Origin of the sequence: Bacillus sp. V59.32b, assembly GCF_003429085.1 — a bacterium.
Classification (GTDB): Bacteria; Bacillota; Bacilli; order Bacillales; family DSM-1321; genus Peribacillus.
The window spans coordinates 1-18,788 of record NZ_QVTC01000095.1; the positions used below are offsets into that span (position 1 = coordinate 1).

The 18,788-nt window shown below is 45.8% G+C and carries 14 protein-coding genes and 2 pseudogenes; 2 read left to right on the forward strand and 14 right to left on the reverse strand.

From position 1 onward, the window contains the following. Positions 1–170 precede the first annotated feature (170 nt). A pseudogene (locus tag D0463_RS20465) lies at positions 171–287 on the forward strand (IS4 family transposase); the annotation flags it as partial. Here the strand turns inward: D0463_RS20465 and D0463_RS17700 are convergent. From D0463_RS17700 to D0463_RS17760, 13 genes are all read right to left on the reverse strand, one after another. Then, a complete protein-coding gene (locus D0463_RS17700) occupies positions 283–720 on the reverse strand; it encodes a BrxA/BrxB family bacilliredoxin (protein ID WP_117308693.1) in 438 nt (145 codons plus the stop codon). The pseudogene D0463_RS20465 and the gene D0463_RS17700 sit on opposite strands and share 5 nt — an antisense overlap. A 171-nt stretch (positions 721–891) precedes the next feature. After that, on the reverse strand, positions 892–2,031 hold the full coding sequence (meaB, locus tag D0463_RS17705) for a methylmalonyl Co-A mutase-associated GTPase MeaB (RefSeq protein WP_117308694.1): 1,140 nt from the start codon (positions 2,029–2,031) through the stop codon (positions 892–894). Beyond that, positions 2,031–4,184 carry a methylmalonyl-CoA mutase gene (gene scpA / locus D0463_RS17710; RefSeq protein ID WP_254052851.1) on the reverse strand — a complete coding sequence of 718 codons (2,154 nt, stop codon included), beginning with the start codon at positions 4,182–4,184 and terminating at the stop codon, positions 2,031–2,033. The genes meaB and scpA overlap by 1 nt, the downstream gene beginning before the upstream one ends. 40 nt (positions 4,185–4,224) lie before the next feature. Next, entirely contained in the window at positions 4,225–6,090 is a 1,866-nt protein-coding gene (locus D0463_RS17715; protein ID WP_160118475.1) for a methylmalonyl-CoA mutase subunit beta, read from the reverse strand. 375 nt (positions 6,091–6,465) lie between these two features. Then, positions 6,466–7,113, reverse strand: coding sequence for a superoxide dismutase family protein (locus D0463_RS17720; RefSeq protein WP_117308697.1), 648 nt, complete (start codon positions 7,111–7,113; stop codon positions 6,466–6,468). A 137-nt stretch (positions 7,114–7,250) separates the two neighbouring features. Next, complete coding sequence (locus D0463_RS17725; protein WP_117308698.1) at positions 7,251–8,528, reverse strand: dihydrolipoamide acetyltransferase family protein; 1,278 nt, start codon at positions 8,526–8,528, stop codon at positions 7,251–7,253. 186 nt (positions 8,529–8,714) lie between these two features. Continuing rightward, on the reverse strand, positions 8,715–9,698 hold the full coding sequence (locus D0463_RS17730) for an alpha-ketoacid dehydrogenase subunit beta (RefSeq protein ID WP_117308699.1): 984 nt from the start codon (positions 9,696–9,698) through the stop codon (positions 8,715–8,717). 12 nt (positions 9,699–9,710) lie between these two features. Continuing rightward, complete coding sequence (locus tag D0463_RS17735) at positions 9,711–10,706, reverse strand: thiamine pyrophosphate-dependent dehydrogenase E1 component subunit alpha (RefSeq protein WP_117308700.1); 996 nt, start codon at positions 10,704–10,706, stop codon at positions 9,711–9,713. 26 nt (positions 10,707–10,732) lie between these two features. Continuing rightward, positions 10,733–12,154 carry a dihydrolipoyl dehydrogenase gene (lpdA, locus tag D0463_RS17740; protein ID WP_117308701.1) on the reverse strand — a complete coding sequence of 474 codons (1,422 nt, stop codon included), beginning with the start codon at positions 12,152–12,154 and terminating at the stop codon, positions 10,733–10,735. A gap of 37 nt (positions 12,155–12,191) precedes the next feature. After that, a complete protein-coding gene (gene buk / locus D0463_RS17745; protein ID WP_117308702.1) occupies positions 12,192–13,310 on the reverse strand; it encodes a butyrate kinase in 1,119 nt (372 codons plus the stop codon). Positions 13,311–13,369: 59 nt separating this feature from the next. Next, positions 13,370–14,467 carry a branched-chain amino acid dehydrogenase gene (gene bcd, locus D0463_RS17750; RefSeq protein ID WP_117308703.1) on the reverse strand — a complete coding sequence of 366 codons (1,098 nt, stop codon included), beginning with the start codon at positions 14,465–14,467 and terminating at the stop codon, positions 13,370–13,372. A 22-nt stretch (positions 14,468–14,489) separates the two neighbouring features. Continuing rightward, positions 14,490–15,398: a phosphate butyryltransferase gene (gene yqiS, locus D0463_RS17755; protein ID WP_117308704.1), complete on the reverse strand. Its 909-nt coding sequence runs from the start codon at positions 15,396–15,398 to the stop codon at positions 14,490–14,492. A gap of 151 nt (positions 15,399–15,549) precedes the next feature. Beyond that, on the reverse strand, positions 15,550–17,628 hold the full coding sequence (locus tag D0463_RS17760) for a sigma 54-interacting transcriptional regulator (protein ID WP_117308705.1): 2,079 nt from the start codon (positions 17,626–17,628) through the stop codon (positions 15,550–15,552). Positions 17,629–17,796: 168 nt separating this feature from the next. Between D0463_RS17760 and D0463_RS17765 the strand changes: the two genes are divergently transcribed. Beyond that, complete coding sequence (locus D0463_RS17765) at positions 17,797–18,027, forward strand: DUF2627 domain-containing protein (RefSeq protein ID WP_117308706.1); 231 nt, start codon at positions 17,797–17,799, stop codon at positions 18,025–18,027. Between the two features lie 423 nt (positions 18,028–18,450). On the opposite strand, the pseudogene D0463_RS17770 reads toward D0463_RS17765, so the two are convergent. Then, positions 18,451–18,750 (reverse strand): annotated as a pseudogene (locus D0463_RS17770) (transposase); the annotation flags it as partial. Positions 18,751–18,788: the final 38 nt, after the last annotated feature.

The following is an 18,788-nucleotide window of genomic DNA, read 5'->3' on the forward strand; positions in this document are numbered from 1 at the left end:
TTCGAGGAGTCTCGCAGATTCCCTTCCCAAAAACAACATTATCGTTTAACAGAGCCTAAGTATTAAAAACACTCATAATCTTCAATAATTTCATTTCGTGCAAAGAAAAAGTCCTTATAATGGATAAGTCAGGTGGTAACCCGTCCAAATCCACTAAAAAGGACTCACGCATGGACAAGATTATACGAAAAACTTCATTTGGACAATGGTTTTCACCAATAAATCTTTCACTTTTTGAAGAAACCGTGAAAACAAAGAAAAAGACCCGGGAACTCCCGAGTCTTACAATTCTTCGCAATATTGGTCAAAGTAGCCTTGCAGCTTGTTGACGACGGACATTGGGTCATGTCCTTCAATTTCGTGTCTTTCCACCATTGTGATGAATTCTCCATCCTTTAACAGGGCAAATGATGGTGAGGATGGCGGATAGCCTTCAAAAAAGTCACGTGCTTTTTCAGTTGCGTCTTTATCCTGGCCGGCGAAAACCGTTACAAGGTGATCCGGGCGCTTATCATAATGAACGGAATGAGCTGCGGCTGGTCGTGCGATCCCGCCTGCACAACCGCAAACTGAATTGATCATGACAAGGGTTGTTCCTTTTTGTGCGAAAGCATCTTCCACATCTTCTGGAGTTGTTAATTCTTTATATCCTGCAGTCGTGATCTCCTGGCGAGCTTGACGGACTACATCATTCATTAAAAAGTTAAAATCCATGCTCATGGCCGTGCCCCCTCTATAATTTTTCTACAATTTCATAATAACAGTGTGCGATATCAGATTCAATCTAAATGCAATCGAAAAAAAGAGTTTAATTCCGGGTTACACCGGGTATGATAACAATACAACTAGATCCATACCCCTAACTCCCTAGTTTTGGATAGCAGATGTCTGCTATCCATTTTCTTTTGGTCTGGAACTGCTCAACACTTCATTAAATATCTCAAAGCTTTCCTGAACCGCCATCGTAACTGTTTTATTGCCTGACATCACCTGGTTTTCGAGGACAGGCAGCATATCTTTGATTTTTTCATTTTTAAAAAACAGGTTATGAAGCGAGTCTTGAATCAAAGAATATAGCCACTCTTTGGATTGCTGTCTCCTTCTCTCTTGGAAGACACCCGTTTGTTTCGTCTCTTTCATAAACCGTTCCATGGTCTTCCATAGCGGGTCTATTCCATCACCGGTTAATGATGAACAAGTATATGCTTTCGCCGGCCAGCCTTTTGTGGCAGGCTGCAGGAAATGAAGAATTCGATCGTATTCTTCTTTTGTTTTCAAGGCGAGCGGCTTATTGTCTCCGTCAGCCTTATTCACGACAATTGCATCCACGAGTTCCATAATCCCTTTTTTCATTCCTTGCAATTCATCCCCGGCACCGGTAAGGACAAGAAGCATAAAATAATCCGTCATGCTCCGGACTAACGCCTCGCTTTGTCCGACGCCAACTGTTTCGACGAGGATGATATCAAAACCGGCAGCTTCACAAAGAAGCATCGTTTCCCGGGTTTTACGGTGAACGCCGCCGAGCGTCCCTCCTGAAGGAGAAGGCCGAATAAAGGCTTTTGGGTTCCTGGCGAGCTCTTCCATTCTCGTTTTATCGCCAAGAATGCTCCCGCCATTGACGGAAGAACTCGGATCTACGGCCAATACGGCAACCCTATGACCCAAATCGCATAAAAAGGTGCCAAAGGTTTCGATAAATGTACTTTTCCCTGCTCCAGGCACACCGGAAATCCCGATCCGGATTGAACCGCCTCCATGAGGCAAAATCGATTGCAAAAGCTGCTGGGCGTCATCGAAATGATGTGGGGCATTGCTTTCAACCAACGTGATCGCACGCGCAAGCATTGCTCGCTCTCCCCTAAGCAGACCTGCTTTTATATCGTTCAGAACCAGCTTCTGCTTTTCCTTTTTGACAAACCTGCCCTTGCCTGGTTTAGCGGCTGTGGATGACATGTCCACCCCTTTTCTTACAATAGAAGCAAAGCCTTCGCTGTCTTCTGACCATTCCGGTTTTTTTCCGTTCTCCATCAACCCGACACTTCCTCATAACCGAGGCGGCGGTAGATTTCCTTCAACACGCCTTTGGCGGCCTGCGGAATGACCGTACCAGGGCCAAAAATTGCGGCTGCGCCATTTTGCTGCAGGAATTCATAATCCTGCGCTGGAATTACGCCGCCGGCAATCACAATGATATCTTCCCGACCCAGCTTCTTCAGTTCATTCACAAGCTGGGGAAGAAGTGTTTTATGTCCTCCGGCGAGCGAGCTCATGCCGATCGCATGGACATCGTTTTCGACTGCCTGCAGGGCCGTTTCTTCCGGCGTCTGGAAAAGCGGGCCGATATCGACGTCAAATCCCAAATCGGCAAAGGCGGTCGAAACAACCTTGGCGCCGCGGTCATGGCCATCCTGGCCCATTTTGGCCATCAGAAGACGAGGCCTTCTGCCTTCATGCTCAAGGAAGTCATCGGTCATCTGCTTGACTTCATCAATTTCATTTTCATTCGAGTAAGAGGAGCTGTAAACGCCGCTGATCGAACGGATCGTTGCCTTATGGCGCCCGGCTGCCTTTTCGATCGCATCCGAAATTTCACCCAGCGTTGCCCTTCCCCTTGCAGCCTGGACGGCCATATCCAGAAGGTTGCCTTCACCGCTCATCGCCGCCTCTGAAAGCGCCGCGAGTGTAGCCTCAACCTGTTCCTGATTTCTTGCTTCCTTTAGTTTGGCCAGTTTTTGAAGCTGGCTTTCGCGTACAGCGGTATTATCAATTTCCAGGATTTCAATTGGATCCTCTTTTTCAAGACGGTACTTGTTCACACCGACGATCGTTTCTTTGCCGGAGTCGATTTGAGCCTGGCGCTTCGCGGCCGCTTCCTCAATTCGCATTTTAGGAAGCCCGGTCTCGATCGCTTTTGCCATTCCGCCAAGCTCTTCAATCTCATCGATATGGGTCCACGCCCGGTTAATCAATTCATTCGTCAGCGATTCCACATAATACGAACCGGCCCACGGATCGATCACCTTAGTGATTCCTGTTTCCTCCTGAAGATATAACTGGGTGTTCCTCGCGATCCGCGCCGAAAAATCAGTCGGCAGGGCGATGGCTTCATCAAGGGCATTCGTATGAAGCGACTGCGTATGCCCCAGTGCGGCTGCATGGGCTTCCAGTAACGTACGGACAACGTTATTGAATGGATCCTGTTCAGACAGGCTCCAGCCCGAGGTTTGCGAATGGGTCCGCAGTGCCATTGATTTCGAATTCTTTGGCTCGAATTGCTTCATCAGCTTTGCCCAAATAAAACGGGCCGCCCTCATTTTAGCCACTTCCATGAAATAGTTCATGCCGATTGCCCAGAAAAAAGAAAGGCGAGGGGCAAATGAATCTACCGGTATGCCAGCCTCAAGCCCAGTGCGGACATATTCAAGTCCGTCTGCGAGCGTATAGGCAAGTTCAATGTCAGCCGGCGCGCCCGCTTCCTGCATATGATAACCTGAGATGCTGATACTGTTAAACTTCGGCATATATTTGGACGTATATTCGAATATGTCGGCTATGATTTTCATTGACATTTCCGGCGGATAGATATATGTATTCCGCACCATGTATTCTTTTAAAATATCGTTTTGAATCGTACCGGAGAGTTTTTCCTGGGTTACACCCTGTTCCTCGGCTGTCACGATATAAAAGGCCAAAATCGGCAGGACTGCCCCGTTCATTGTCATTGAAACAGACATTTGATCGAGGGGAATCCCTTCAAATAACCGTTTCATATCAAGAATTGAATCAATCGCCACACCCGCTTTGCCGACGTCGCCGACAACTCGGGGATGGTCCGAGTCATATCCTCTGTGTGTCGCCAGGTCAAACGCTACGGATAAACCTTTTTGGCCCATTGCCAGATTCCTGCGGTAAAAGGCATTGGATTCCTCTGCCGTCGAGAAACCGGCATACTGGCGCACCGTCCACGGACGGTTTACATACATCGTCGGATATGGTCCCCGAGTGTATGGAGCAAGGCCTGGAACACCTTTCATATGCTCGAATTCCGTCACTTCTTCTTTTTGATAAAGACAATTGATCTGAATCTGCTCATTCGTTTCATATAAAAGCTCGTCAATGGAGCCGTGAATCGCTGCCTCAGCTTCTTTTTTCCATTGTTCAGAAGAACCGTCTGCTTTAATTGTTGTAAGCTTAATTTTAGTAAAATCAGGCTTTTTCACGTTATTCCACCCCCATCTCCGTCAGCCATTGAGTCAATATTTCAACCGCATTTGTTCTCACATGCACATATTCGTTTACGCCAGCCTGGCTTAATGCTGTCTCAAGATCGCGGTCTTGCTTCCCAGCCAAATACATATTCTTATCAGGATAGCTTTCCTTGACAGCTTGAACGAATGATACAGCCGTTTCCAGGTAGTCGGCATCGCTTCCGCACAGGCAATAGCTCTTCAAATCCGTATCTTTAATAAAAGCGAGAACATCTTCATTCGTACTGCAGCCCTTGCTATCGACCGTCGCAATACCACCGGCTGCGGCTATTCCTTTGATGAAATCAGCTCGCGGTTTATTTGCCTTAAGCTCGCCGAGATTGATCAATCCAAGTTTAAGAGATTTCGCTTGGGCCCCATGGGCTTCTGCACGAAGGCGAATATTTTCAAATTCTTCAGAGATTCTCCTGATTGGAATCGGAGTAATCTCTATGAAAGATGTTTTTTCATTTGAATGAGCCATATCGACTTTAGGCTTTTTCACTTTTTCCGCTGCGTTCGGGTAGACATTCGTCCCTATGATGCTCTCTTTCCGTGAAGCTGCGTTATCTTGTCTTTGCTTATAGCTCTTGGAAATTTCCGACTGGATGATGCCTTTGTTAAGCGATTCGATAATCCCTCCCTGATTCTGGATTTCAAGGAATTTTGCCCAGACAGCTTCCGCTAATTGATCTGTAAGCTTTTCGACATAAAAGGAGCCCCCCGCAGGATCGGCAACATTCGTAATCTGGCTTTCTTCCTTTAAGACGAGCTGTGTATTGCGGGCAAGCCTTTCGGAGAAGGCGTTTTCCGCTTCTTGGATCTGATCAAAAGGATGGACTTGCATATATTGCACACCACCTACAGCGGCAGCGAAAGCTTGATTGGCCGTGCGCAGGATATTCACATGCTTGTCATACAATGTTTCCGTGACCTTAGAAGTTTCCGCGTGAATATTCATTTTGAAATAATCAGGAGGCACGTCATACGCTTCCGCAAGCAAAGCCCATAAACGTCTTCCCGCCCGCAGCTTGGCAATATTCATAAAGTAATTGGAATCAATCGCAAACGAAAACACGATTTTGCTGGTCAGTTCTTCGAGAGATAGGCCGTGTTTCTGGCCTTCATTCAAATAATGAACCGCTTCGGCGAATCCAAAAGCAAGCTCCTGAAGCGCATGGGCACCGCCGTTATGGTAGACAGATGTTTTAATGAAAATACTCTTAATATGTGGAAGTTTTTCACCCATTTCGCGTATTCCGGCAAACCAGTCATGAAAATAACCGTCTGTATGAGCCGGAAGCTTTCCGGAGACTGCCCATTCCGCTATCGGATCTTCTGCAAGAACCCCGTTTATTGACAATCTGTGTTTCTCAAAATAATTTATTAATAATGGCAAGGTGGTTTGCCCATTTCCCTCTAAGTCTATAAAAAGTGGCACTTCCTCTAAAGGCAGACGCTCAAAGAGATGTTCTAGCGAACCGTCCAGTATGTTTGCCGGGAAACAAATCGCATTTTGGCCCCGGGACAATGCGTCATGCATCTTTATATTTGTCTCTGCTTCCGATGCTGCAAAAACAGGCTGGCAGATGAGCCATGGGTTCTGGTAGTAGCCTGTTATATGAATTCCTCTCGTGTACGGATAGAATCCAGGGAGTTCCCCACGGGTATCCTCAGACAGACTTTTTTCTGTATATAGCGGCTGTAGAGCAATGCCCTCATATGTATTTGTCGTCAGCTTTTCAATGCTTTTTCCTTTTAAACTGCTTTCTGCAGCTTCTTTCCAGTCTTCCAAAGAAGGACCGGGAAACGAGAGCTTTTTTACTTCTTTTAACTTCACTGTAATCGCTTTCTTTCATACCCTTTTTTATAAGCAGAGCGAACGCTCGCTCAGTATGAATGTGAAAGCTCCCCTCCCTCCATGTCTTTTAAAATAATTATAACATTCTCACAACATAATATTCTAGAAAATGCCGTACAATCCTGCAATCATGTGGATAATCATGAATTCATGAGTAAAGAAAACTCGTCGATTGACGAGCCATAAGGCGGAGATTAGACGTAGTTGAGGCCCACAGAATGTGGGTCACACAGGCGAAGACATAAGGATGTGGCGCACTTAGTCTGTGATTCTGCTTTATGCAGAAAGGAAAGTTTATACTTCCTTTCTGTCAAAAAAACCCTTCACAATGCTGAAGGGCTTCTCCTCTGGTTTTCAATTACTATCTGCATCTACTTTCTCAATGACACCGCATGCAAGCCTTGTGCCTGCGTCACCTGTTTTCGTTGTATCTTCGTCAGGACCGGAGGCGCCATTTTCCAGATAACGCTCAGGAATGTTCGCGAAGTTATCCGGGCCTTCATGAACCATGACAGCAAGTTCTTGTTCCATTAAATGTTCCATTTTAATACGGTCAAAGGTTGCTGAATACTCGGCTGTGCCATCTTCATTTATATAAAGCGATGGCATATCACCGGCATGTCCCGGGTGGGTTTTGTCATCCGGATTAAAATGTCCCCCCGCTGTCGTAAATGGACCATCCTCCGCGTCAGGTTCACATACTCCTTTTTCATGGATGTGGAAACCATGATGCCCCGGCACCAGGCCTTTCATGTTGGCTTCAATTTTTATTTGGTCATCACTCTCGGAAAAATTAACCGTTCCCACGGTCTCATTATTCACACCCTTGACTTCAGCCGTAGCCTGAGGACTAGTCTGTTCTGTTGTGCCTTCATTGACTTGAGCCGTGTCATCCATATTTGGCGTGTCCTCGCCCTCCGTGTTTTCACCATCACCGCCACAACCGATCAATAACAGAACGACAAACATTGGCAGTAGAAGCTTTGCCCAATATTTCTTCATTTGCCTGCTCCTCTCTTCACTTTGTTCAGATATCCTTCCTTTCCATACTGCCACCAACCTGTTATGTTAAACGTCTAAACGATAATTTTGACAAAAAAACAGGAAAACGACGCCGGTAATTTCGGCGTCGTTTTCTGTTAATAGATTAGCGTATGCGTACTCGATGTCTGTTCAACAATCTCTTTCACCCTGGCAAGGAAACGCCCGCAAACAAGTCCGTCAAGTATTCGATGATCAAGTGACATACACAGGTTCACCATGTCACGGACGGCAATCATATTATCGATGATAACCGGGCGTTTAACGATCGATTCGACTTGCAGGATCGCTGCCTGCGGATAATTGATGATGCCCATCGATTGAATAGAACCGAATGAGCCCGTATTATTCACAGTAAAAGTGCCGCCTTGCATTTCATCTGACTTCAGCTTACCGCTGCGTACTTTCCCAGCAAGCTCCTGGATTTCACGGGCAATCCCTTTGATCGACTTTTCATCGGCGTTTTTGATTACAGGAACAAACAGTGCATCCTCTGTTGCGACAGCAATCGAGATGTTAATGTCCTTTTTCTGGATGATTTTATCGCCCGCCCACATGGAATTAATTTGCGGGAATTCTTTCAAAGCCTGTGCGACCGCTTTTACGAAGAAAGCAAAATAAGTCAGGTTATAGCCCTCTTTTTGCTTGAATTCATTTTTAAGAGAATCACGGTAAGCCACCAGATTGGTAGCATCCACTTCGACCATTGTCCACGCATGCGGAGCTTCATGCTTACTGCGCAGCATATTTGCCGCAATCGCTTTTCTGACACCTGTCACCGGGATTTCAACATCTCCGGCAGCAGTTGGAACAGAACTTGGTTCGGCTGGTTTTAACTGCTTACCAGCCGGTGCACTTTCCCTTGCAGGCTCCGTTCTGGTGCTCCCTGCTTGCGGAATATTTCCGGAATCGACTAATTTCAGTAAATCTTTTCTGGTAATCCGTCCTTCTTTACCAGTTCCTTGCACCTGGTTTAAATCGATCCCGTGTTCCTGGGAAATTTTCAGAACAGCAGGAGAATACCTCGCTTTTCCTCGCGTCTCATTCACACTGTCAAAGTCAGGCTGCTGCGGAGCTTCTTTCTTTTCTTCAGTATGAACGTCTTTGTTAATCCCTGCTTCGTCCGCTTTTGTCCCCTCTACCTCGATAGAACAGATCACTTCCCCGACGGCCAGTGTCTGGTCTTCCTCGGCCATAAGTTCTTTAATGACCCCTGTAAATGAGGACGGAACTTCTGCATTTACCTTATCAGTCATGACTTCAGCGATCGGATCGTACTTATTGACATGGTCTCCCGGCTTTATCAGCCATTTGCTGATTGTGCCTTCGGTGACGCTTTCTCCGAGCTGCGGCATTTTCATTTGTTCAATTGCCAATGCGCAGACCTCCTTTTATAAGATTTCATGAGGCATTCTGAATCACTTTTTACGGAATTCCTGTTTAGTTTTACGGAATCCTCAATCTCTTTTACGGAAAAACGATCCAGTTTTACGGAATTCCCGCTCACTTTTACGGAATTCCTATTCTCTTTTACAGGATCTCGACTCAATTTTACGGAAATATCAGTATTCAGCCAATTCTCTCATTGCTTTTTCAACTTTTTCAGGATTTACCATGAAAAACTTTTCCATTGTCGGCGCATAAGGCATCGCCGGAATATCCGGGCCGGCCAGTCTCATGATTGGGGCATCAAGGTCAAACAGACAATTCTCTGCGATAATCGCCGAGACCTCACTGATGATGCTTCCTTCTTTGTTATCCTCCGTCACAAGCAAAACCTTGCCTGTCTTTGATGCAGCCTCAATAATTGCCTCTTTGTCCAATGGATAGACCGTGCGAAGGTCAAGTACATGGGCCGAAATGCCGTCACTCGCCAGCTTTTCTGCTGCCTGTAGCGCAAAATGCACACAAAGGCCATATGTAATAACCGTGATGTCTTTGCCTTCACGCTTGACGTCCGCTTTTCCGATCGGCAATACATAGTCATCGGTGGGAACTTCACCTTTTATTAAACGGTAGGCCCGCTTATGCTCAAAGAATAAGACTGGATCTTCGTCACGAATCGCCGCTTTTAATAATCCTTTCACATCATAGGGTGTCGACGGCATGACGATTTTCAGGCCTGGTTGGTTCGCGAAAACGGATTCCACTGATTGCGAGTGGTAAAGCGCCCCGTGAACACCGCCCCCGTATGGAGCGCGAACGACAATCGGACAGCTCCAATCATTGTTGGAGCGATAACGGATTTTCGCCGCTTCGGAAATGATCTGATTGATTGCAGGCATGATGAAATCAGCGAATTGCATCTCGGCAATCGGACGCATTCCATACATCGCCGCTCCGATCCCGACACCGGCAATCGCAGATTCAGCAAGGGGGGTATCGATGACACGTTCTTCGCCGAATGTATCATAAAGTCCGTTTGTGGCCTTAAATACTCCGCCCTTTTTCCCTACGTCTTCGCCCAAAACGAACACGCGTGGATCTCTTTCCATTTCTTCGCGAATCGCCGTTGTGACAGCGTCTATATATGAAATTACCGGCATACATACTCCCCCTTACTTTTCAGCATATACATATTTTAATGCCTCTTCCGCCTCGGCATATGGGGCGTTTTCCGCATAATCCGTAGCTTCGTTGACAATTTTCATTATTTTATCATTGATTCCTTTCTCTAATGCATCGCCCAAAACGCCTGTTTCTTTCAAATAGGCTCCGAAGGTAATAATCGGGTCCTTCGTTTTTGCCTCTGCCACCTCATCAGGAGCACGATAGCTGCGGTCATCATCATCACTAGAGTGAGCGGTCAGCCGGTATGATACGGTTTCAACAAGAGTAGGTCCTTCCCCGCGACGCCCTCTGTCTGCAGCTTCTTTTACCGCTTTGTATACTTCAAGCGGATCGTTGCCATCAACGGTTACACCCGGCATTCCATATCCTATGGCGCGATCCGATACCTTCTCACAGGCCAATTGCTTTTCGATTGGCACGGAAATCGCGTATTTATTGTTCTCACACATGAAGATGACCGGAAGTTTATGTACACCGGCAAAGTTTGCTCCTTCATGGAAGTCTCCCTGGTTGGAAGAACCTTCTCCAAACGTGACAAAGGTTACTAAGTCCTTGCCCTCCATTTTTCCGGCAAGCGCGATGCCAACAGCGTGTGGAACCTGTGTGGTGACCGGCGAAGACCCCGTCACGATTCGATTTTTCTTTTGCCCGAAATGTCCCGGCATTTGACGCCCTCCGGAGTTCGGATCTTCTGATTTCGCAAAGCCCGAAAGCATGAGATCCTTAGCGGTCATCCCAAAGGTAAGCACGACACCGACGTCCCGGTAATAGGGAAGTACATAATCCTTTTCCTTATCCAAGCCAAAAGCAGCGCCAACCTGTGCGGCTTCCTGTCCTTGGCAGGAAATCACAAATGGGATTTTCCCTGAACGGTTTAACAGCCACATTCGTTCATCGATTCTGCGTGAAAGCAGCATCATTTCATACATCTCTAATACTTTTTCATCACTAAGGCCTAATTCGTTATGACGATTTTGAACCATCTCTTTCCCCTCCTTATCCAAATACATTATGAATGTATTGCCAATCCATCTACCGCAAGTGCGGCTTCACCGATCGCCTCTGACAATGTCGGATGCGGATGAATCGTATGTGCGACCTCCCAAGGGGTCGCGTCTAACACTCTTGCAAGTCCCGCTTCGGAGATCATATCCGTCACATGTGGACCAATCATATGAACGCCAAGGATGTCATTCGTTTCTGAATCGGCGATGATTTTGACAAAGCCATCAGATTCGCCATATACCAGGGCCTTTCCAATCGCCTTGAATGGGAAATTGCCAATTTTAAGCTTATGACCTTTATCAAGCGCTTCAGCCTCGGTAAAACCAACGCTGGCCGCTTCAGGATTTGAATAAATGCATTTTGAGACTAGCGAATAATCAATAGGGTCCGGTTTTTCTCCGGCAATATGCTCGACAGCGACCACGCCTTCATGTGAGGCGACATGTGCCAACTGCAGTCCGCCAATACAATCGCCAATGGCGTACATATGGGATTCCTTCGTCTGATAGACATCATTAACCGCGATAAAGCCATTCTCAACCTTGATATCTGTATTATCCAGTCCGATTCCTTCTGTATTTGCCTGTCTGCCAACGGATACTAACATCTTTTCAGCCGTGAACTCCTTAGCTTCCCCGTCTATTTCAGCTGAAATCGATACGGTTTCTCCCCGTTTCAACGTCTCCGGTAGAACCTTGGCTCCTGTAACCAGCTTGATTCCTTTTTGCTTCAAGAGACGGAACATTTCCTTGGAAATGTCTCTATCTTCGGTCGGAATGATCCGGTCGGCATACTCGATTACGGTCACGTCAACACCGAAGTCGTTAAGCATCGAGGCCCACTCTATTCCAATAACGCCTCCTCCTACAATGATGATTGAATTAGGCAGGCTTTCAAGCTGGAGGGCTTCATCCGAGGTGATGACCAATTCACCATCAATATCAAGGCCCGGCAATGTTCTTGGTCTGGAGCCGGTCGCAACAATGACGTTTTTCGGGATTAACATTTCATTTTCCGTTCCGTTATTCATTTCCACAGAAATCGTCCCTGGCATTGGTGAAAAGATCGATGGACCAAGTATTCTTCCGATTCCTTCATAAATGTCGATTTTCCCTTGTTTCATTAAATGCTGAACACCTTTATGTAATTGGTCGACAATCTTGCTTTTTCTTTCCTGCACCTTCAAGAAATCCAGCGTAACTTCACCAGTTACCACTCCGAATTCCTCACTTTTTTTCGAGGTGCTGAACACTTCAGCGCTTCGTAGCAACGCCTTTGAAGGAATGCATCCTTTGTGCAGACAAGTCCCGCCCAGTTTCCCTTTTTCAACGACAGCCGTTTTCAAGCCTAATTGAGCTGCACGGATAGCCGCTACATAGCCGCCTGTTCCGCCACCTAATATGACCAGATCGTATTCTTGAGCCATTTTCTTGCCTCCTAAATAAATTGTTACCGGAATTATATTAATGCAGGATGAATGATCCCTGTCTGGACGATTGTTGATTTGGGTACTCTTTTGACTCTTCCTCACCGCGGAGTACCCGAAGGGCTCCTTCTGCCAGAGCCTGTAATTCGTTTTCCCCCGGATGGACGATACAATCGGCAATCCAATTTACCCGTTCGGAAATTTTATCAACAAATTCTTTACCATAAGCGAGACCGCCTGTCAGGATAATCGCATCCACCTTTCCAGATAGGACTGCGGCGGAAGCGCCTATTTCTTTAGCAACCTGATAAGCCATGGCATCATATACAAGCCTTGCCTTTTCATCGCCCTTTGCAATCATTTTCTCAACCTTGACTGCATCACTAGTCCCTAAATAACCAGCAAGTCCCCCATTTCCAACTAGCTTCTTCATCATCTCATCCCGATAAAACTCACCGGAGTAGGATAATTTGACGAGGTCGCCCGCAGGAACAGTCCCTGCTCTTTCCGGGCTGAATGGACCGTCCCCGTCCAAACCGTTATTGACATCGATTACTTTCCCGTTCTTATGGACACCGACAGTGATTCCGCCGCCCATATGGACAACGATTAAATCCAGTTCTTCATATTTTTTCCCGAACTCGGCGGCAACTCTTCTGGCGACAGCTTTTTGGTTCAAAGCATGGAATTTACTTTTTCTCTCAATCAACGAAAAGCCTGATATTCTTGCTAAAGGGTCCAGTTCGTCGACAACGACGGGATCCACGATATATGCCGGTATATTTAAATCGGAAGCAATTTCAAAGGACAATATCCCGCCGAGATTTGATGCATGCTGTCCGTTATAGCCATTTCTTAAATCGGTTAGCATCTGTTCATTGACAACGTAGGTTCCGCCTTCAATCGCTCTTAATAAACCGCCTCTGCCACAAACCGCATCGAATTTCGAAAGATTGATTCCTTCTTTATCGAGTGTTTCAAGGATTGTTTTCTTTCTGAATTCGTATTGGTCGATTATTTGTTCAAATGGATTAATCGCTTCTGCTGGATGGCGGATGGTCCGCTCCAAAATGGACATTCCATTATCGAAGACGCCTATTTTTGTAGAAGTTGAGCCAGGATTGATGACGAGAATTCGATGTTTTGTTTCTTGCAATTTTGACCCTCCATTAAAAGTGCGCAGAAAGATTTCTTTCCAAAAGATTGTTATACCGGTTATTTACGACGGTTTAGTATATGCTTTTCATTACGCAGGAATTGGCTGCGTGAATTTTTCATTCTTTCAATGCGCTCTTCAGCCATGCGGTCTGCCGCCACATAAGTGGGAATCCCGTCACGCTTGGCGATTTCAATGACTTTTTCAATATTGTTATATACGGTTTCCACCTTTTTCAAAGCGCGCTCACTGTTATAGCCGTATAGCTCATCAGCGACATTGATGACCCCGCCCGCGTTTATTACATAATCCGGTGCATAAACAATGCCCATTTCATGGATAAGGTCTCCGTGTGTTGTATCCTTTAATTGATTATTCGCCGCACCGGCAATAACCCTAGCCTTTAATTGCGGAATCGTTTGGTCATTGATGACAGCACCAAGAGCACAAGGTGCATAAATATCACATTCCACCCCATATATTTCATTCGGGTCGACAGCCTTAGCCCCGAATTCATGTACTGCAAGCTGGACCGATTCTTTGTTGATATCCGTAACGACGAGCTGAGCACCCTCCTCATGAAGATGGCGGCAGAGGTTATAAGCTACGTTTCCAACACCCTGAACGGCAATGACCTTCCCTTCCAAAGAGTCTGTTCCGAATGCCTCCTTGGCCGCCGCCTTCATGCCGCGATAAACACCATATGCCGTGACCGGAGACGGATTACCCGATGAGCCGAATGCAGGCGAAATGCCCGTTACAAAATCGGTTTCCTCATGAATTAAGTCCATATCAGCTACGGTGGTTCCAACGTCTTCCGCGGTTATATAACGCCCGTTCAACCCCTGAATGAAGCGTCCAAACGCCCGGAACATTTCCTCGTTTTTGTCCTTCCGTGGATCCCCGATAATCACGGTTTTCCCGCCACCGAGGTTTAATCCCGCAGCTGCATTTTTATAAGTCATCCCACGTGCAAGGCGCAGGGCGTCCTCGATCGCCGCTTCTTCCGATTCGTATGTCCACATGCGCGTGCCCCCAAGCGCCGGGCCAAGAGTCGTATCATGAATGGCAATGATCGCTTTTAAACCAGATTGTTTATCCTGGCAAAATAAAAGCTGTTCGTAATCATACTTCTCCAAATGCGTAAAAATTCCCATGAATAATCCCCCCAAGAAGTCCTTATTTTTTAGATGCAGTACATAACGCGAGTGCGAGTGAATATAACTTGCTTTCAGCAGAATCAGCTCTGGATGTTAAGACGATTGGTGCTCCAGCCCCTGCGATTACAGCTCCGACCTTTGCTTTCGCAAAATACATGAGTGACTTGTATAACACATTGCCGATCTCTATTGAGGGAACAAGCAATATGTCTGCTTTGCCAGCCACCTCACTGTTGATTCCTTTAGTTTGGGCAGCATATAAGGAAACCGCGTTATCGAGTGCAAGCGGGCCATCGACGAGACAATCGGAGATTTGGCCTCTTGCATTCATGACCGAAAGGGCGGCCGCATCAAGAGTTGCCTGCATCGCCGGATTTACTGTCTCAACAGCTGCAATCGGAGCTACCTTTGGTTTTTCAATTCCAATTGAACGAGCCACCTTTACGGCATTTATGACGATCTGAACCTTTTGCTGAAGATCAGGTGCGATATTCATCGCTGCGTCCGTCACAACGATAAGCCGATCATAGTCAGGTACCTCGAACACGGCCACATGTGAAAGGATATGGCCGGTTCGCAGCCCGTATTCTTTGTTTAATACAGCTTTTAGAAGCCGGGCTGTTTCAACCTGTCCTTTCATCAACACGTCTGCCTGGTTCAATTTAACGGATTTCACAGCCTTTTCAGCAGCCATCGAAACATTTACGGCATGTTCAATGCGAATCCTTTCGCTTTTTGCGAGTCCCTGCTGGTGGTTTTCAAGAAGCTCCGAAATTCTTTCTTTATCGCCAAACAGGATAAAGGAAGCCATTTTCAGCTTGACCGCTTCCGCGACTGCCTTGATAATTTCTTCATCTCCGGCAGCGGCTACCGCCACTTTCATTTCTTCACGTTGGGTTGCTTGCTCAATTAGTGAGTGTAACTTCATGGCTAACTGTCCAATCCTTCCGTTTTATATAATCTGTTTTCGCAACCAATTTACTTAATGCAATTTTCATGCCAAATATTTACGACAGGAAAATAAGCCATTTATTTATTTTCCGTGTGAATTCATCGAAATATATTGCACAGTATGAAAGTTATTGCATGCTAGATTTTTCAAGATTGTATTTTTCAATTTTATAATATAAATTCCTTACAGAGACTCCCAGAGATTTCGCGGTTGCGGTTTTGTTGCCGTTATTCTTAATCAACGTTTGCTTAATTAAGTCCCTTTCATATTGGTCAAGCAATTCTCCTAAAGACTTTTCCTGATGAGTCATCTTTTTCCCTGAAGAAGACCTATCATTTACATTCTGTTCATCACCTTCAATAAAATCAGGGATATGAAAGGCTTCGATCACCGCTTCGTTGATTTTCATAAAAATGATGGCTCGTCCAAGAATGTTTTCCAGTTCCCTTACATTACCGGGCCAATCATACTGTTCCAGTTTGGCAATCGCCTGATCTGTGATCCCCTCAATGTTACGTCCGTATTCCTGATTGATTTTCTGAATGAGATGCCGAGAGAGAGCCTCGATATCTTCCTTTCTTTTTCTGAGCGGAGAAATATGAATCGGCATTCTGTTCAAGCGGAAATAAAGATCCTCCCTGAAACTGCCGATTGTGATCGCTTTTTCCAGATTCAGATTGGTCGCGGCAATGACCCTTACTTGGATAAGGATTGGCTTGGTCCCTCCGACCCTGACGATTTCATTTTCCTGGAGAACTCTGAGCAGCTTGGCCTGAATTTTAGGAGTTAACTCTCCGATCTCGTCAAGAAAAATGCTGCCTTTGTTCGCCTCCTCAAAAAACCCCCGTTTACCGCCACGTTTCGCTCCTGAAAAAGCTCCTTCTTCATAACCAAAAAGCTCGCTTTCCAGCAATGATTCCGAAATGGCGGCACAGTTGACCCGGACAAATTTATTGAATTTTTTTTCACTTGCATTATGTATCGCATGGGCAAACAGTTCTTTTCCAGTCCCGGACTCCCCTCGAAGCAGCACTGTTGCCGGCGTTTTAGCGCTTAATTTCGCCTGTTCAATAGCCAGCTGCATTTCTTCAGACTGCCCGATTATATCTTCAAATGAGTATTTTGCCTCAAGCGTCCGAATGATTTGTCTTGCTCGATCAAGCTCCTTCGTCAGCTGTTGGATCTCAGAAACATCATGGATGACTCCGACGCTCCCCTTCAGCCTGTTATCAACGATGATCGGAGCGACATTGACGATCACATCTTTTTTCATTGGGCCGACCCTAAGGTTTACCCCTCTGACAGGCCTCCTTGTCTGCAGTACCTGCATATGCATGCTTTCGCCTTCATAAATATCAGTGGTTGCCGGTTTCCCAATCACCTCATCCTTGCTTAAGCCTGTTAGTCTCGTATAGGCCGGATTTATCAGAATGCCGTGTCCTTGTTCATCGACAACCGAGATGGCGTCATCACTTGACTGGATGATTGCCTGAAGCATCGTTTGAATTTCTTTCATATTCGTGTTCTCTTCGGCAAGATGGACGACTTCGGTGATATCCTTAAAGACTGCAAAAGCCCCGACCACTCCATCATTCTCGTCGAGCAGCGGTATGCGTGTCGTAATAATTTTCCGTCCGTTTTCTAAAACTAGTTCTTGATTCAACTCCACCCGTTTCGTCGCAATTATATGTGGGAGACGGCTTCCAGGAATCAGCTTGCTGACGTGTTTGCCAATCACATCCTCTTGCTTGGCCGCCACCATCTTCTCCGCACTTCTGTTAAAAAGAATGATATGGCCAGTTCTATCAACAACAATCATCCCGTCACTCGTCGTATTAAATATCAAATCATGCTTATTTTTTTCGTTTTTGAGCTTCTCGATCAATTCCTTCTTATCCTCGAAGAGCTTTGCGATGAAATAGGCGACACTACCCGGGATAAGTATAGCCTTCCCGCTTCTCTTAGCCCGGATTTCATCAAAGACCCGATCATCTCCGGTAGCTTCAATAATCATATCAATATGATCATGGAGCTGTTTTGCCCAATCAGCTTCGGTCTTAATTCCAAGCTTTTCGGCAAGCTTTATTCCAGGTGCGTTTTTATTTCTGTCTACCACGCATTCGATTAAAAAACTTTCACTTTCCATTAACGTTTTTAAAATAGCGGTCCCGCCTGAACCGGCCCCAATCAGCAAAACTGTTTGCAAGATGACGCCCCCTTACTGTTACTCTGCAAAAAATTTCACATTTTATTCCGTACGGCATGCAATGTCTTTCATTATTTTCTCTTATTGTATTAAAGATGCGCTCGCTTGACAAATTTTATATATGACTTATGATTTTTGTGATGATAATTTTTCAAAGGGGACACCTTAATGAGACGGACTATCGCATTTTTAATTCTCTTCATACCGGGAGCTCTCGCTGTATATGGCATTAAAATTATGAGAGATATGCTTTTTGGGATTTCCCAGCCTCCTTATCCCGCCCTATGGGTTCAATTTTTGGCTGGTTTTGTTTTATGTATCGGTGGAATCGGTTTTATCGCCGGCTTTGTACTTCATCGGGACCGTAAGAAAAATAAGGTTCAGAATAGATTTAAGTAAGAAAAGCGGAAGCGCCCTGGTAAGCACCGACAGGCATAAGACGAATCGCGAGGAGGCAGTTCCTAAAGCGATACAGCGGTTTGGATTATGACCCCGAGGCGCTGGGCGCTGTAGATAGACACCTTTCTAAGTTAAAAAAGTTATAGTTTTTTGATCTTTAAAAAAACTCGCCGCGTGGCGAGTCAGATTGTCGACAAAAGGGGTTCGGAATGGTCTCATTCCGAACCCCTTTTTAGTGATTATTTCTATTTTTGCTTATTTTGAGTGTGAATGGACCTCACTTAGCCTTATTTATTAGGCCATTTCTACCTTGCTATGTCCAGTTTTCCATCTTCTTCAAATTCATGGCAACGAAAGTAAGCATCGCCTACATCGACAATTTTTTAAGTCCCCTTAACGTTGTCCAACGCATGCCATGCTTTTCTTTTGCATCCGGTTCTTGCCGAAAGTGGAGAAATGGGGCACCTTGTCATGGAACCCATAGCCTAGAAACCACCGGTAGGCCATATTGGTTTCCGTCTCCTTGATTGTCTGCCGCATAGAGCGAATGCCAAATGTATATTGGATGAAAGTGAGTTTAATCAGGATAACAGGGTCAATGCTTGGGCGGCCCACTTCCGAATAGACATCCTTCACCAAGTCATAGATAAATGAGAAGTCAAGGGCTGCTTCCATCTTACGGACCAAATGGTCCTGTGGGATAAGCTGGTCTAAAGTAACCATCTCTAATTGATCTCGCTGGATAGGATTGTTTTTCGAAA

Coding starts and splice junctions, on each gene's coding strand:
- lpdA (WP_117308701.1), bottom strand. CDS start 12,154: ATGGCTCAAGAATACGATCTGGTCATATTAGGTGGCGGAACAGGCGGC.
- D0463_RS17700 (WP_117308693.1), bottom strand. CDS start 720: ATGAGCATGGATTTTAACTTTTTAATGAATGATGTAGTCCGTCAAGCT.
- bcd (WP_117308703.1), bottom strand. CDS start 14,467: ATGGGAATTTTTACGCATTTGGAGAAGTATGATTACGAACAGCTTTTA.
- D0463_RS17765 (WP_117308706.1), top strand. CDS start 17,797: ATGAGACGGACTATCGCATTTTTAATTCTCTTCATACCGGGAGCTCTC.
- yqiS (WP_117308704.1), bottom strand. CDS start 15,398: ATGAAGTTACACTCACTAATTGAGCAAGCAACCCAACGTGAAGAAATG.
- D0463_RS17720 (WP_117308697.1), bottom strand. CDS start 7,113: ATGAAGAAATATTGGGCAAAGCTTCTACTGCCAATGTTTGTCGTTCTG.
- D0463_RS17730 (WP_117308699.1), bottom strand. CDS start 9,698: ATGCCGGTAATTTCATATATAGACGCTGTCACAACGGCGATTCGCGAA.
- D0463_RS17735 (WP_117308700.1), bottom strand. CDS start 10,706: ATGGTTCAAAATCGTCATAACGAATTAGGCCTTAGTGATGAAAAAGTA.
- meaB (WP_117308694.1), bottom strand. CDS start 2,031: ATGGAGAACGGAAAAAAACCGGAATGGTCAGAAGACAGCGAAGGCTTT.